The organism is Streptomyces sp. NPDC050806, assembly GCF_055586425.1.
Genome location: NZ_JBVJIF010000001.1, coordinates 1,030,619 through 1,042,975, shown reverse-complemented (window position 1 = coordinate 1,042,975; position 12,357 = coordinate 1,030,619). Strand labels below are relative to the sequence as shown.

12 protein-coding genes are annotated in these 12,357 nt (G+C 67.8%); 7 read left to right on the top strand and 5 right to left on the bottom strand.

Annotated elements, in window-relative coordinates:
• The first annotated feature begins 15 nt into the window (after positions 1-15).
• Positions 16-639: a hypothetical protein gene (locus tag ACZ6WH_RS04685; RefSeq protein ID WP_469725966.1), complete on the top strand. Its 624-nt coding sequence runs from the start codon at positions 16-18 to the stop codon at positions 637-639.
• A gap of 345 nt (positions 640-984) precedes the next feature.
• Here ACZ6WH_RS04685 and ACZ6WH_RS04680 read toward each other — a convergent pair whose 3' ends face one another.
• Together ACZ6WH_RS04680 and ACZ6WH_RS04675 are read right to left on the bottom strand one after the other, a co-directional pair.
• Positions 985-1,971, bottom strand: a complete 987-nt coding sequence (locus ACZ6WH_RS04680; protein WP_469725965.1) for a dimethylarginine dimethylaminohydrolase family protein — start codon at positions 1,969-1,971, stop codon at positions 985-987.
• Between the two features lie 580 nt (positions 1,972-2,551).
• Entirely contained in the window at positions 2,552-3,718 is a 1,167-nt protein-coding gene (locus tag ACZ6WH_RS04675; RefSeq protein ID WP_469725964.1) for a PP2C family protein-serine/threonine phosphatase, read from the bottom strand.
• Positions 3,719-3,801: 83 nt separating this feature from the next.
• Here ACZ6WH_RS04675 and ACZ6WH_RS04670 point away from each other — a divergent pair, with 83 nt between their 5' ends.
• The gene (locus ACZ6WH_RS04670; protein WP_469725963.1) at positions 3,802-4,311 is read left to right on the top strand and encodes a MarR family winged helix-turn-helix transcriptional regulator; all 510 of its coding nucleotides are present in this window, start codon (positions 3,802-3,804) and stop codon (positions 4,309-4,311) included.
• Positions 4,312-4,618: 307 nt separating this feature from the next.
• Positions 4,619-5,392: an ANTAR domain-containing protein gene (locus tag ACZ6WH_RS04665; RefSeq protein WP_469725961.1), complete on the top strand. Its 774-nt coding sequence runs from the start codon at positions 4,619-4,621 to the stop codon at positions 5,390-5,392.
• 322 nt (positions 5,393-5,714) lie between these two features.
• On the opposite strand, the gene ACZ6WH_RS04660 is transcribed toward ACZ6WH_RS04665, so the two are convergent.
• The gene (locus ACZ6WH_RS04660) at positions 5,715-6,545 is read right to left on the bottom strand and encodes a helix-turn-helix domain-containing protein (RefSeq protein WP_469725959.1); all 831 of its coding nucleotides are present in this window, start codon (positions 6,543-6,545) and stop codon (positions 5,715-5,717) included.
• A 102-nt stretch (positions 6,546-6,647) separates the two neighbouring features.
• Between ACZ6WH_RS04660 and ACZ6WH_RS04655 the strand changes: the two genes are divergently transcribed.
• The 4 genes from ACZ6WH_RS04655 to ACZ6WH_RS04640 all read left to right on the top strand — a co-directional run bounded on the left by ACZ6WH_RS04655 (position 6,648) and on the right by ACZ6WH_RS04640 (position 9,912).
• Positions 6,648-7,418, top strand: coding sequence for an SDR family oxidoreductase (locus ACZ6WH_RS04655; RefSeq protein WP_469725957.1), 771 nt, complete (start codon positions 6,648-6,650; stop codon positions 7,416-7,418).
• Between the two features lie 48 nt (positions 7,419-7,466).
• Complete coding sequence (locus tag ACZ6WH_RS04650; protein WP_469725956.1) at positions 7,467-8,264, top strand: SDR family NAD(P)-dependent oxidoreductase; 798 nt, start codon at positions 7,467-7,469, stop codon at positions 8,262-8,264.
• A 174-nt stretch (positions 8,265-8,438) separates the two neighbouring features.
• Positions 8,439-9,197 (top strand): SDR family NAD(P)-dependent oxidoreductase, encoded by a 759-nt coding sequence (locus tag ACZ6WH_RS04645; protein ID WP_469725955.1) that lies wholly within the window; start codon positions 8,439-8,441, stop codon positions 9,195-9,197.
• 415 nt (positions 9,198-9,612) lie between these two features.
• Positions 9,613-9,912: a hypothetical protein gene (locus tag ACZ6WH_RS04640; RefSeq protein ID WP_469725954.1), complete on the top strand. Its 300-nt coding sequence runs from the start codon at positions 9,613-9,615 to the stop codon at positions 9,910-9,912.
• Between the two features lie 735 nt (positions 9,913-10,647).
• Here the strand turns inward: ACZ6WH_RS04640 and ACZ6WH_RS04635 are convergent.
• Positions 10,648-11,613 carry a M56 family metallopeptidase gene (locus ACZ6WH_RS04635; RefSeq protein WP_469725952.1) on the bottom strand — a complete coding sequence of 322 codons (966 nt, stop codon included), beginning with the start codon at positions 11,611-11,613 and terminating at the stop codon, positions 10,648-10,650.
• Between the two features lie 10 nt (positions 11,614-11,623).
• Positions 11,624-11,998 (bottom strand): BlaI/MecI/CopY family transcriptional regulator, encoded by a 375-nt coding sequence (locus ACZ6WH_RS04630; protein WP_469725951.1) that lies wholly within the window; start codon positions 11,996-11,998, stop codon positions 11,624-11,626.
• Positions 11,999-12,357 lie beyond the last annotated feature (359 nt).

Sequence of the window (12,357 nt, the reverse complement as noted above, 5' to 3'; positions counted from 1 at the left end):
GTCAGGGGGAGCAACGTGACCTTAGCTGTGGGCATCTTCGATCTGTTCACCTACGGGATACCCGGAGCGCTTCATCTTTCCTTGATCGTTTATGTGCTCGCACGGTTGACCATCATCGACCTCGCAAGCCTGGCCTCGGCACCGTCAGTGCTGCAGGTGATCGGAGCCGCTGCCGCCAGCTACCTGCTGGGGCAGCTTGCATATCCTCTGAGCGCACTCTTGGACAAGGTGGCACCACGCTGGAACTGGAACGCCGATCACGCTCGTCTCGATTTTGTGGCCAGAGTGCCCGAATCCCGGGACCGAGCCTTCGTACGCATGGACACCTCTCTTCTGTTGGCTGCGGTGGAACTCCATGACAAGGAGACAGCGGGCGAAATCACCCGGCTGCAAGGCGTCGCCTTGATGCTGCGGAACTCTGCCCTCGCCCTGGTGTTCGCGTTCGTCGTCGCGGTGATCGAACTTGTCGCGGGTCCCCATCGTGTGCTGGCAGGAGGCTGTGCCGCACTGCTCTTCGTAAGCCTGACTGCCGCGATCAGACACGGGCGCCGTGTGCGGCACTGGGACCGCCTGAAGACGTTGGAGATCTGCTTCTGGATCCCAGACATCGACGACAGGTTCGACACCAGCCACCGGTGATCACACGCACGCACCCCCGCCCTGGCACATAAGGACCCGAGATGTGCGCCGGGGGCGATATCATCCGCGCCCTTGCCACCAAGTTCTCCACCGCCAGCAGCCCCACCCGCGCCGAACTCGACCGTCAGAGCCGTGCCCGCCTGGACACGGCTCTGAGGCGGCTGGGCACCGACCACGCCGAGCCGTACTACCAGCACCGCGCGGCTGCCTCCCTGGCCTGGCGTCGTATCCGCCCGCGGCTCGGTGCTAAGGACGCCCACGCGTGTCACACGCGCCGTCGACCAGCGCATCGCGTCGCTCAGCTTGCGATTTGGCGTCGCCGGTTGAACGGGATGCGAGCAGCAGTCAAAGCCGGGCCTGCTGGGCTGTGGCGAGCGGCCGGTAGACGGGGCGGGACATGCAGCGGGGGCCTCCGCGTCCCTTGACCAGTTCGTCGCCGGCGATCTCGATGACGTTGATGTCGGCATGGCGGAGGTCGCGCAGAACCGAGGTGGCCATGTCGTAGCCGATGACGGTCCGGTCTCCCAGGCACAGGTAGTTGCACGCCTGCTGGAGCCAAGAGGCGTCCCGGCCGGTCTCCACGATCGTGACCTGCAGCTCACGCAGTACCGCGAAGAGGTCGACGTGGCGTTGCCCGTGGGCGTCGAGGTGGAGGGTGGACAGGACGCTGGGGGCATGCGCGACCACGACGTCCTCGGCCACCGGCAACAGTCCGCCGTCCAAGTTCATGCGCCAGGGAGCCAGTTCGATGGCGAAGATCTCGTCCGCCAGGTCCGGGATCAGGACCTCACGCAATCGCCGCACGGCTGCCAGGGTGGTGCGCCGCGCATAGCCGATGAGCAGGCAGCGGTTCCCGCCCCGGGAGAAGGGGACAACATCCCCGCCCTCCAGGTATGCGTCCTCGGCTCCACCCCACTCCAGCCGGTTGAGTCCCAGCGCCTCCAAGGCTGCCGAGAGAATCGGGACCTCCGTGCGCCGCAACGGCTTGGCCATGCGTGCCGGGAGATACACCTCGGGCGCCCACGGAAGGGTGATCGCAGCATCCCGGGCGAACATCAGATTCGGGTCATACTGCGCTGCGCGGACGTCGACCGATTCCTCCGCCAGTTCCATCAGGTACCGACAGTCCACGCCCGCATCGGCGATCGCCTTCGTGAACGCACGGTGCTGCAGCACGAACCGCTGTGTATCCGGCTGCTCCCGGAAGAGGAGGTGCTCCTCCAACTCGCCCGCAGGAACCTCCTCCAGGACGCCCAGCGCACCGAAGGGCACCGGATCGTGCACAAGCACGGTCTCGGGCCGCTGCGCGTATTCGGCGGTGCACCTTGCCATGGCATCTCCCTACGAGAGAAGTTTCTGGCCCTGTCGCCCTGACCGGACGGCCTGCCCCCACGTATTGCTGACATCAGCCGAACCGCCAGATGTACCTGCCCACTCGGGCGGCGGCACATTCGCCCGGCAACTCACGCTCACAGGCGCACCTCGAAGATCGGACCGACGGTCCTACGACGCGCCCCGGGCTTCGTCACGGAATGCATAGCAGCGCTCCACCTGCACCACATCTATCCTCGCGACGCTAGTTCTCAAGCTCGGAAGCCGTGTCACATCCTTGTTGTGAGTTATGAGAATCCTCGGCCCGGACGCGATGAGTAGCGACTTTGTGGAGGCAGCGCAGATTGCCCATCAGCGGCAGTGCCAGGGTGCCCGTCCCGGATCCGACCGGTGCCCTGCTCCACGCCCACGACGGGCGGCAGGCCGCACTCCCGGGGCGATCACCCGCACCGCGCCGGGGTCATCGGACCGCGGGACTGCGGTCGCGGACGTAGGACCGCCGGACTGCGGTCGTGGATGACCGTTGCGGTACCAGTTCTCTCCGCCGTGAGGTCTCCCCCGCGCCTATGTGCTCAGGGGGTCACGTGCGCGCGTGCCAGTCGAGGCAGACGAGCATGGCGTCGTCGTCGGGTTCGGTGGTCTGCCGGTAGCCTTCCAGCTCGCGGAGGATCGCCTGGGGTACCTGGGTGGGCGGCAGCAGCTGGGTGCTGCGTAGCGCGTTGGCCAGGGCCCTCTCCTGGTAGCGCTCACCCGCAGCCGAGAGGACGTCGTACACGCCGTCGCTGGCCAGCAGCAGCCGATCCCCGGGAAGCACTTGGAACGTCTGCGTCTGGTAGTGGGTGTCCTCGAACATTCCCAGTGGCAGCTGCGCATCGAACGGGAGAGGTTCCACGCGTCCGTCACGCATCCGCCATGCCTTCGGCGATCCGGCATCGATGACCTCCACCGAGCCGTCGGTGAGAGAGAAGCGCAGCAGCAGGGTGGACACGTGTGCCGCGCCGCCGTACTGGCCGTACAGCGCCTGGTCGGCGAGGTAGGCCTGGTCCGCCAGGGATACGCCGGCCCGGCGGCCGTTGCGCAGGGCGTTGACGGCGAGGCTGGTGAGCAGAGCCGCCTCGATGCCCTCTCCCATACCGTTGGTGAGCGACAGAGTGAGGTGTTCCGAGGACACGGACCAGTCGAAGTTGTCGCCGCGAAGGGCGTAGGCGGGCTCCAGCTGCCCGCCCACTGTGCACTCGGGCCGGGACAGCGAGCTGCCCGGGAGCAGCTGCCACTGCATTTCGGAGGCCAGGGTGAGGCGGGCGGCCCGTCGCGCCGTCGCATACCGGTCGGTGTGGCGTTCGGCGACGACGAGCTCGCGCCCGAGGATCGCCGCGACATCCTCCAGCGCCGCCACCACCTCCTGCGGCTGCGTGTCGCCCGGCAGAGTGACGGAGAGCACTCCCAGCCGATCGCCGCGGACGGACACGGGCACGTGCACCTCGTGGGTGCCGGCGGGGCCGCCGCTTCGAACATGTGGAGCCTGCGCGCCGAAGGCGCGCCCCGGAGGACTGTTGTTCACCGACTGCGCCGCGACCGCGCTCGCGGCGTCCACCGGCAGCAGTACGGTCATCGCGTAGTCGGCCAGGAACAGCTCGGCCTCGATCGCCGCGAACTGCTGCCGCAAAGCCGACCGAACCTGGCCGACAAGCCGGTCCGGCACCGCGCCTCGCAGCGCGCGTTCCACCTCTGCGACACTGTGCCTCATGCTCGACCGCTCCCTCAGTCCATCACCGCCCCCCTGTACAGCCCCACCGGACGCGAGCGTCTGACGATGATGGAGGGGCGCTTATGGGACGCGATATCGCCGCCTCGGAGGAAGAATCTCACGAGGCCGCCCGCGCGGCATGCGAGGTGGTCGAGCTGCTGGAGTCGCTGTGGGAGCAGGTCCGCGGTGATGTCTCCACCGCTCCGGTGTCCGTCTCGCAGCTCCGCGTGCTGTACGCACTGGAGCGCGCGGAGGGGATCAGTCTGCGGATCCTCGGCGAGGTCGTAGGAGCCACGCCGCCCTCGGTCAGCCGGCTCTGCGATCGGCTGCAGGCCCTGGGATTCATCGAACGGGAGACCAGCCCGTCGAGCCGGCGGGAACTTCAGCTGTGGCTGACCGCCACCGGCCGGAGGTACCTTGAGGACCTGCGCAGCCGGCGCGAAGCGGCTCTGTCCAGCACCATCGGGAACATGACGCCCTCCGCCCGTACCGCTCTCACGCAAGGGCTGGCTGCCTTCCAGGCGGCCGCGGGTGCCGCCGGACCGGCCACGCAGCGGCCCGCGCGCCGCGACCGCGACTCGCGGTCCGCTTGAGACGCTCGTCCTGCGTCTCCGAGCGCCTCTCTGCGTCGCTCTGCCTCATTTCTGTTCATTCCACGGAAAGCGTTGAATGAGCTTCGTTCAGTTACATTTTGCCACTTTCAGTGACGCCCCCCTTCTCCCGATCCGGCACCTTTCCAGCTGCCTCGTCAGCGGTCTCTGCGGACGTCCACCCCGCCCCCCGGGACTGAGGGCATGACGCGGATGGGTACCGTGTTGACTAACGTTTGTCGGACGACAACGATCAGTCGGTGCTACCGGGCTCCACCGGGGACACATCGGAAGAGCAAGGAAGACGGGCATGCACAACCCTGCCGATGACCAGGCGCAGAGCCGCACAACCGACTTCGAAGCGGTCTTCCGTGCGTCGCGCTCCGCTTTACTGATTCTCGACACCGAGCTACTGATCGTCGACGCGAACCCCGCCTATCTGAAGGTGACGGCCCGCTGCCACACCGACCTGCTCGGCCGGCGAATCTTCGAAGCCTTCCCACATCACCCTGACGCTGCCAGGGGCGACGGTGCGGCGAGGCTCACCGCGTCGCTACGTCGCGTGCTGCGGCGGGCAGAGCCGGATGCGGTGCCCTTCTTGCGGTACGACATCGCCTCACCCGACCGTGACGGCGACCTTGCCGAGCGGCACTGGAGCGCCTTCACCACCCCGCTGCGTAACCACGACGGTTCTGTGGCGGCCCTGCTCCACCAAGTGGAGGACATCACACCACTCCATCGTGACCACATCGAGGGCGCCACCTCCGATGCACCGGCGGGTACATCGCCGGGTGCATCGTCGCCGGAAGAGGCGATTCTCGCGCACGCCCTCCGGCGTCTGGAGCGGATGAAGCAGTTGGAGCGGGAGAACACGCAGCTGAAGTCCGCACTGACCTCGCGGGCCACGATCGACCAGGCCATCGGCATCCTCATCGCCGAGCGGCGCATCGCACCCGACGAAGCCTTCCAGATACTGATCACCATGTCGCAGCAGACCAACGTCAAGCTGCGCCACATCGCCGCCTCCGTGGTCCGCCGGGCATCCGGTTCGGTCGGTGGACATCCGGCACATCCGGCCCCATAGCCCCCGAGAGACCGTCAAAGCCTCTGAGAGACCATTGATTTCTTCCGGGAGACGGCTCGCCCGCTTGTGAGAGCAAGGCTGCGTGAGCTGCCACGTCCAGCCGTCCGGCCAAGCCATCCGTCCATCCACCGTGGCATACGGTCGTGAAGTCTCATGTGATGCTCAGGGGCGCTCAGGGCCCTCCCAGCTCAAGGCTTCCATAGAATAATCTACGGGAGACCGGTGGTTAGGCAGCAGCTACCGGACGCCTGCGTGCAGGCTGGCCCACGGGGTCGGCCTGCACGCACCGCACTCCAGCCGTGGCCACGTCGTGCTTTACGGCTCAGGAATTCTGGCGCGAGGTCGCGGCCAGCGAGCCGAGGAGCGTGAGGGCCTCGCTGCTGGGCGAGGCGGGTTCGGCGTGGTAAACGACGAGTTCCTGGCCTGGTGCGGCGCGGACGGCGAAGGTTTGCATGGTCAGTGTCAGTGGTCCGACGTCGCGGTGTACGAAGCGTTTGCTCTCCAGCGTTTTGCCGCGTGCATCGTGGCGGGCCCACAGGTCGGCGAACTCCGTGCTGGTGCGCAGTAGTTCGATGAGCACCTGCCGTACGCGTGGGTGGTCCGGCGCCGCTCCGTGGTGGAGCCGGAAACCGGCAACGGAGTTGCGCGCGACCTCGTGCCAGTCGCGGTAGAAGGTGCGGGCGGCCGGGTCGGTGAACACGATCTGCATGAGGTTGCGGGAGTGTGCCCAGCCGTGAAAGAGCGCGTCGGCGATCGCGTTCGTTGCGAGGACGTCGTACGCGTGGTTGTAGACGATGGCCGGGTTGTGCGGCCAGGCGTCCATCAAGGCGAGCAGACTCGGCTCGACCCTTTCCACGATGGCGGCAGTCCGGGGCTGCGGGCCGAGACCGGCGAGCCGGAAGAGGTGCAGGCGGCCGTCCTCGTCCAGCCGCAGGGCGGCCGCCAGGGCATCGAGTACCTGCGCGGACGGCGTACGCTCCCGGCCCTGCTCCAGGCGTATGTAGTAGTCGGCGCTGACCCCCGCGAGCAGCGCCACCTCCTCGCGCCGCAGCCCCGGCACCCTGCGGTGCCCCGTGACGGGGAGGTTCGCCTCGGCTGGAGTGATGCGGGCGCGCCGGGTGGTGAGATAGGCGCCGAGTTCTGAGCGTGCCATGCCGCCATCGTAGGTGCGGTCCCTCGCGTCTTCCTGGGTGCGCTGCACCCAGGAACAGGCCGCCCTTCCTGCGGGTGCACCGTTCGGGCGAGGTTTGAGGCCATGACCACACAGCAAACGGAAAGCACCGAAGTGGCCGGCGGCAAGGTCGTCCTCGTCACGGGCGCCAGCAGTGGCATCGGCGCGGCCCTCGCCAGGCGGCTGGTAGCCGACGGGCACCGGGTGGTGGCCGGTGCCCGCCGCACCAACCGGCTGCAGGCGCTGGCGCGGAGCACGGCCGAGTCGGCCGAGCGCTCCGGCGGCAGCCTGCTTCCGGTACGGCTGGACGTGACGAACCGCGCGGACGTCGCCGGCTTTGTTCAGGCCGCGCATGACCGCCATGGCCGGGTCGACGTCCTGGTCAACAACGCTGGTGTCATGCCCCTGTCTCGCTTGGACTCCCTGCTCGTCGACGAGTGGGACCGGATGATCGACGTCAACGTACGTGGCCTGCTGCACGGCATCGCCGCTGCGCTGCCCGTGTTCACCGCACAGGGCTCGGGGCACTTCGTCACGATCGCGAGCACCGGCGCCCACGAGGTCGTGCCCACCGCCGCCGTCTACTGCGGCACCAAATACGCGGCCAGGGCGATCACCGAGGGCCTGCGCAAGGAGTCCGCCCCCTTCCTTCGGGTCACGACCGTCTCGCCCGGCGTCGTCACCTCCGAGCTCGCCGACACCATCACCGACCCCGGGGCCGCCGAGGCCATGCGCGCCTACCGGGCCCATGCGATCGGGCCCGATGCAATCGCCGGCGCCGTCTCGTACGCGCTCGCGCAGCCGCCCGACATCGACGTCAACGAGATCGTCGTACGCCCTGTCCAGCAGCGCTGACATCTGCCATCTGACATCCGCCTGAAACCGACGCCGACCGGAGCATCCATGACCACAACACCGCACCAGCCCGCCGCTCCTGCCCACCCCACCGTCCCCGCCACGTGGGATCTCACCGGACGAGTCGCCGTCGTGACCGGAGCCGCCCGCGGCATCGGCCACGCCACCGCGACGCTTCTGCACGCCCGCGGCGCCCGCCTGGTCGTCACCGACCGATCCGAGGCCGTCGAGGAGCTCGCCGCGAAAGACCCCGACAACATCGCCGCACTCGTCGGTGACGTCGCCGACGAGACACTCGCCCGGGACGCGGCGGCCCTCGCGACCAGCCGCTTCGGCTCGCTCGACATCCTGGTCAACAACGCCGGCCGCACCCTCAACAAGCCGGTCACCGAGACCACCACCGAGGACTTCGACGCCATCCTGCGGGTCAACGCCCGTGGCAACTTCGTCCAGGCACGGGAGGCGTTCCGCGCCATGGAAACCTGCGGTGGCGGCGCGATCGTCTCGATCGCCTCCGTCTCCTCACTCGTCGCCTTCGCCACGCAGACCGCCTACGCCGCGTCGAAGGGCGCCCTGGCCCAAATCACCCGGGTGCTGGCCATCGAGGGCGGTCCGAAGGGCATCCGCTCCAACGCCGTACTCCCCGGAGTCATCGACACCGACATCATGGAAGGCGTCGTCGACAACGGCCGCGAAATGCTCGCCTCCTTCGGCCCCGCCCACCCGATCGAACGGATCGGACACCCCAACGAGGTCGCCGAAGCCGTCGCCTTCCTCGCCTCCGACGCGGCCTCCTTCATCACTGGCGCGCTCCTGACCGTCGACGGCGGCTGGACTGCCCAGTGACGACCCACTGACCACGCTTCAGCTTCGAGAAGAAATGCGCCCGAAGGCCACGTGAGCATCTACACGACACCGAGGCGACCTCACCACGGGGCGAACGCGGCCTGCGAAACGAGAAGACGCCCCCACTCAGCATCAACTTCAATTTCAACGAGACTCAAGGACCAACTCATCTCCATGACAGAACAACGACTCGACGGCAAGGTCGCGCTGATCACTGGCGCTACCGGCGGCCTCGGCGCGGCGACCGCCGAACTCTTCGCGCGCGAAGGCGCCAAGCTGGTGATCACCGATATCGCGGAAGGCCCTCTGCGAGACCTGGCCCACCGGCTCGAAGCACGCGGCGTGGAGGTGGTAGCTGCTCGCCTTGACGTCTCCTCAGCGCGGGAGTGGGACGCGGCGATCACCGTCGTACGCGATCGATTCGGCACGCTGGACGTGCTGGTGAACCTCGCCGGCATCCTGGACTGGCCGGGCATCGAGGACACCCGGGAGCAGGCCTGGGACCGCGTCATCGACGTGAACCAGAAGGGCACTTGGCTCGGCATGAAGGCGGCGATGCCACTCCTGCGGGCCGGCGGCAACGCGTCAGTAATCAATACGTCGTCGGTGCTCGGCCTGGTGGGAAGCGGCGCGGCCGCGGCGTATCAAGCGTCCAAGGGCGCGGTGCGCCTGTTGAGCAAGACCGCCGCGGTCGAGTACGCCCGGCAGGGAGTACGGATCAACTCGGTGCATCCCGGGGTGATCGCCACGCCGATGATTCAGGAACTCTTGGACGACCAGGGCGACCAGCAGCCGGACATCCAACGCACCCCCATGCGCCGGGCCGGCCGCGCCGACGAGATCGCCCCCGCAATCCTCTTCCTCGCCTGCGACGAATCCTCGTTCGTCACTGGTTCGGAGCTTGTGGTCGACGGTGGGCTCACCGCGCACTGAGCAATCTGACCGGACCGTGAGCCGGCGGACCGCAGGGTCGGCCGACCGGTGGGTGTCCGGGCGGCCGAAGGCTCAGTCGGCACCGGCAGGTGTTCGGGCGGCACGTCCATTGCGCCCTCATGGACGGCCGACGCTGCTCTCCCGGCCCTGGTCTTGGCACGACGAGCCCGGTAGGCATGGATGGCGTTGTGTTCTCCGTGGCTGTGCCATAACCGCTGCTCTGTGACGTTCGGTAGCGGGCGGCAGAGGTACTCAGCGATGCTTCGGGCTGGTGCTTCCTTTCGTGCGGGGGCGGGATGGTTCACGCCCGAGCTCGCCATTAAGGCCGCGTGCGAAATATCGCGAAAGACGCTTTCTGTGACGTCATGTCCGGCGCTTGATTTTCTCTGTTGCTACTCAGCGAAGGAGATTGCACATGAGCATGATCCAGACCGGCAAGGTCGAACTGTCGTCGCAGAGCCCTGTCGCGACGAAGGGCGGGGACACCAGCACCTTTTCTCGGGTCGACTTCCCCACCCCGTTCCCGGCCGGCTCGGAAGTCATCGTCCAGACCACGGTGCAGACCTTCAACGGATCCGACACCCCGGGTATCCGGCTGCACGAGATGAGCGAGACCGGCTTCCTCATTCGCATGAACGAACTCTTCGGGGCGGGTGTCACGGGCAATGGCGTGCACGGCCCGGAGACCGTCGGCTGGACCGCCTACACCGTCTGAAAAACCTTCCGTCTACCGTCCGCCGGGCCTGACCAGCCAAACTCGGTTCCTTTTCAGGACGGCCGTGTCGTCAGCGATCAGGGGCCGAAAGCTGTGCGGCCGAGGCAGCGGGAGAGCTCCACTCCGGGAGGCGCCAGGGTCAGGGGCCGTTGGTTTTCTCGGCACGCACCTCTGCGCAGCCGACGGACGAGGTGGGCGTCCAGGCCCACTGCGGCGATAGCTCCGATCAGGCCGGTGAGCACGCCGGTGGCCCCGTCGTGCTCAGCTTCAGGCGCGGAGTTCCACGGAGTTCTGGGCGGCGCCGGGCGGCTGCTGGGCAGGCCTACCAGTCCGGGCATGGCAGTGCTGTGCTGAATGCCGCCAACGGTCGCCGGGGCGGTGCGGCGCTCAGGAGTGTGCTTCAGCGGCGCCGGGACATCGCGCGATGACAATCCGCCTGTTGTGCGGCTGCACGACAGGCGGGCCGTTCCGGGGCCTACGCGGCATACGAGGAGGCGCCCGCGAGGCGGCGGTGTCAGGCCTTGACCACATCGTTGACCCAGTCCGTGTAGTAGCTGACCTCGGTGAAGAAGCTGGGATAGTCCGGGCGGCCGGCGTCGACGGCGAAGCAGAAAAGCCCGGCCGGGAGGCTCTACCGATCCCCCTTGCCGACGCAGAGCTGACCGGCCGGCAGTGTCAGCACTCGGTGACCGCTGGCCGAGGTCGCGGAGGCGTGGGAGGGGCTGAAGGTACGACTCAGCCCCCGGAGTGAGCAGTGCCGGCGAGGAAGGCCGCGGGGGCCAGCGCGAGTGCCGGGGGCAGCGCGAGGACGACAACGGCCACGATCAGGTTCACCACAGGCACCAGAGGCTTGGCCTGTGGTGGTGTGGCCTTGATCAGGCGGCGGATGCGCTCGGCCGGATCCGTGCCGGTCATCGCCGGCAGACCGGAGACGGTGGTTGCCGGGCCTGCGGTGCACATCTCCAGCAGCGCGGAGGCCACGGAGCGTCGCCCGTGCTTTCGCGCCGCCTGATCATCCGCCGCCATCTCGGCCAGGCGCCGCACCTGCTGCGCGTACCTGCGTGACAGGCCGCTCCACCCGAGAGCCGCGGTAAGGACGTCGGCGGCGAGGAAGGCCCGGTGGTGCCGGAACTTCAGGTGCGCCCTTTCGTGTTCGAGGGCAGCAGCGAGCTCGGTCTCGGACAACATGTCGAGGGCCGCGCTGGTCACAACGATCCGTGAGCCACTGCGTGTTCCGGGGATGCAGAAGACCGCTGGAGCCGGGTGCGTCAGTACGCGTACGTCGAGGTCCTGGATCCGGTCGTGCGTCCCCAGGGTGTCGGCGGTCAGCCGGTGGCGGTCACGTTCCCGGTGGAGTTTCCAGAGGCCCCGGACGGTGAGACCGACCAGCGTTACGGCCCCCAGGTACAGGATCAGCAGTGCGGCACTCGGTATGTCGGCCACCAGCCAGGAGCCACCGTACGCGTCGTGCACCAGTGGCTCGTCGGCGTCGAAGAGCCACACCATGCCGTGTTCCCAGAGGTCGTGGGCGACCAGGAGCAGGAATGCCACCAGCGAGCCGAGCAGGCTGAGCGCACAGACGTGCCAGCTCCGCAGGGCGACCTGGGGAAAGTGGGCGACCCAACGGGCACGGGTCAGCAGGCGGGCGACCGGCCCGCCGAGCAGGATGGCGTAGACGAACAAGGCAGCGATGACGATCACGATGATGGCCTCAGCTGTCGGTGTCGGAAACGGCGGGCATGGTGTCCAGCGCCCGGCGCAGGGCAGCGGCCTCCGCCGCGTCGAGGCGACCGGCGAAATGAAGCAGAGCGTTGGCGCGGTCGGTGGAGGACTCCAGGGCCTGCTCCATGAGTTCGGCCGTATAGTCGTCCGCCGAGCGCAGCGCGCGGTAGCGGTACGAGCGGCCCTGTTTGGTCCGCTCCAACCAGCCTTTGGTACGCAGACGTTCGGTGACGGTCATCACCGTCGTATACGCCCGTGGGCGCGCCTCGTTGAGGACGTCGGTGATGCGCTGAATGCTGAGTGGCCCCTCGGCCGCCCACACCACACGCATGATGTCCGATTCCAGTTCTCCGAATGGTCTCAACGCCTTCGACCTGCCCTTCTTTCTGCTCTGCGGGCCGCCTGATCCAAGTGACGGCAGTAGAGACGCAGTAGAGACACGAGCGAGGCAAACCGAACTTCTACGCATCGTAGTAGTTTGGTAAGTGTGAACGCCGAGCGATGCAACGAGGCGGCACTTCACCGCCTACCACCCGTGGCTGCCACGTCTCATGTACGCGGTAGCCGCCCCCGCATGTCTCGCCACACCGCCCGGACCGTACTGCCCTCCGCATCCCCCTGCGATTGCGCCCCGCCCTTCGGTTCGGCAATTCCTCTGCCGGCTTCATCGTCGGGGCCACCGCACCGGCCGCACAATGCGATCACCTCGCAGGTAAGCACGGC

What these genes read in the sequence shown, in the direction of transcription:
- ACZ6WH_RS04680 (WP_469725965.1), bottom strand. Translation starts at nt 1,971, where the DNA reads ATGGCAAGGTGCACCGCCGAATACGCGCAGCGGCCCGAGACCGTGCTT.
- ACZ6WH_RS04675 (WP_469725964.1), bottom strand. Translation starts at nt 3,718, where the DNA reads ATGAGGCACAGTGTCGCAGAGGTGGAACGCGCGCTGCGAGGCGCGGTG.
- ACZ6WH_RS04670 (WP_469725963.1), top strand. Translation starts at nt 3,802, where the DNA reads ATGGGACGCGATATCGCCGCCTCGGAGGAAGAATCTCACGAGGCCGCC.
- ACZ6WH_RS04665 (WP_469725961.1), top strand. Translation starts at nt 4,619, where the DNA reads ATGCACAACCCTGCCGATGACCAGGCGCAGAGCCGCACAACCGACTTC.
- ACZ6WH_RS04660 (WP_469725959.1), bottom strand. Translation starts at nt 6,545, where the DNA reads ATGGCACGCTCAGAACTCGGCGCCTATCTCACCACCCGGCGCGCCCGC.
- ACZ6WH_RS04655 (WP_469725957.1), top strand. Translation starts at nt 6,648, where the DNA reads ATGACCACACAGCAAACGGAAAGCACCGAAGTGGCCGGCGGCAAGGTC.
- ACZ6WH_RS04650 (WP_469725956.1), top strand. Translation starts at nt 7,467, where the DNA reads ATGACCACAACACCGCACCAGCCCGCCGCTCCTGCCCACCCCACCGTC.
- ACZ6WH_RS04645 (WP_469725955.1), top strand. Translation starts at nt 8,439, where the DNA reads ATGACAGAACAACGACTCGACGGCAAGGTCGCGCTGATCACTGGCGCT.
- ACZ6WH_RS04640 (WP_469725954.1), top strand. Translation starts at nt 9,613, where the DNA reads ATGAGCATGATCCAGACCGGCAAGGTCGAACTGTCGTCGCAGAGCCCT.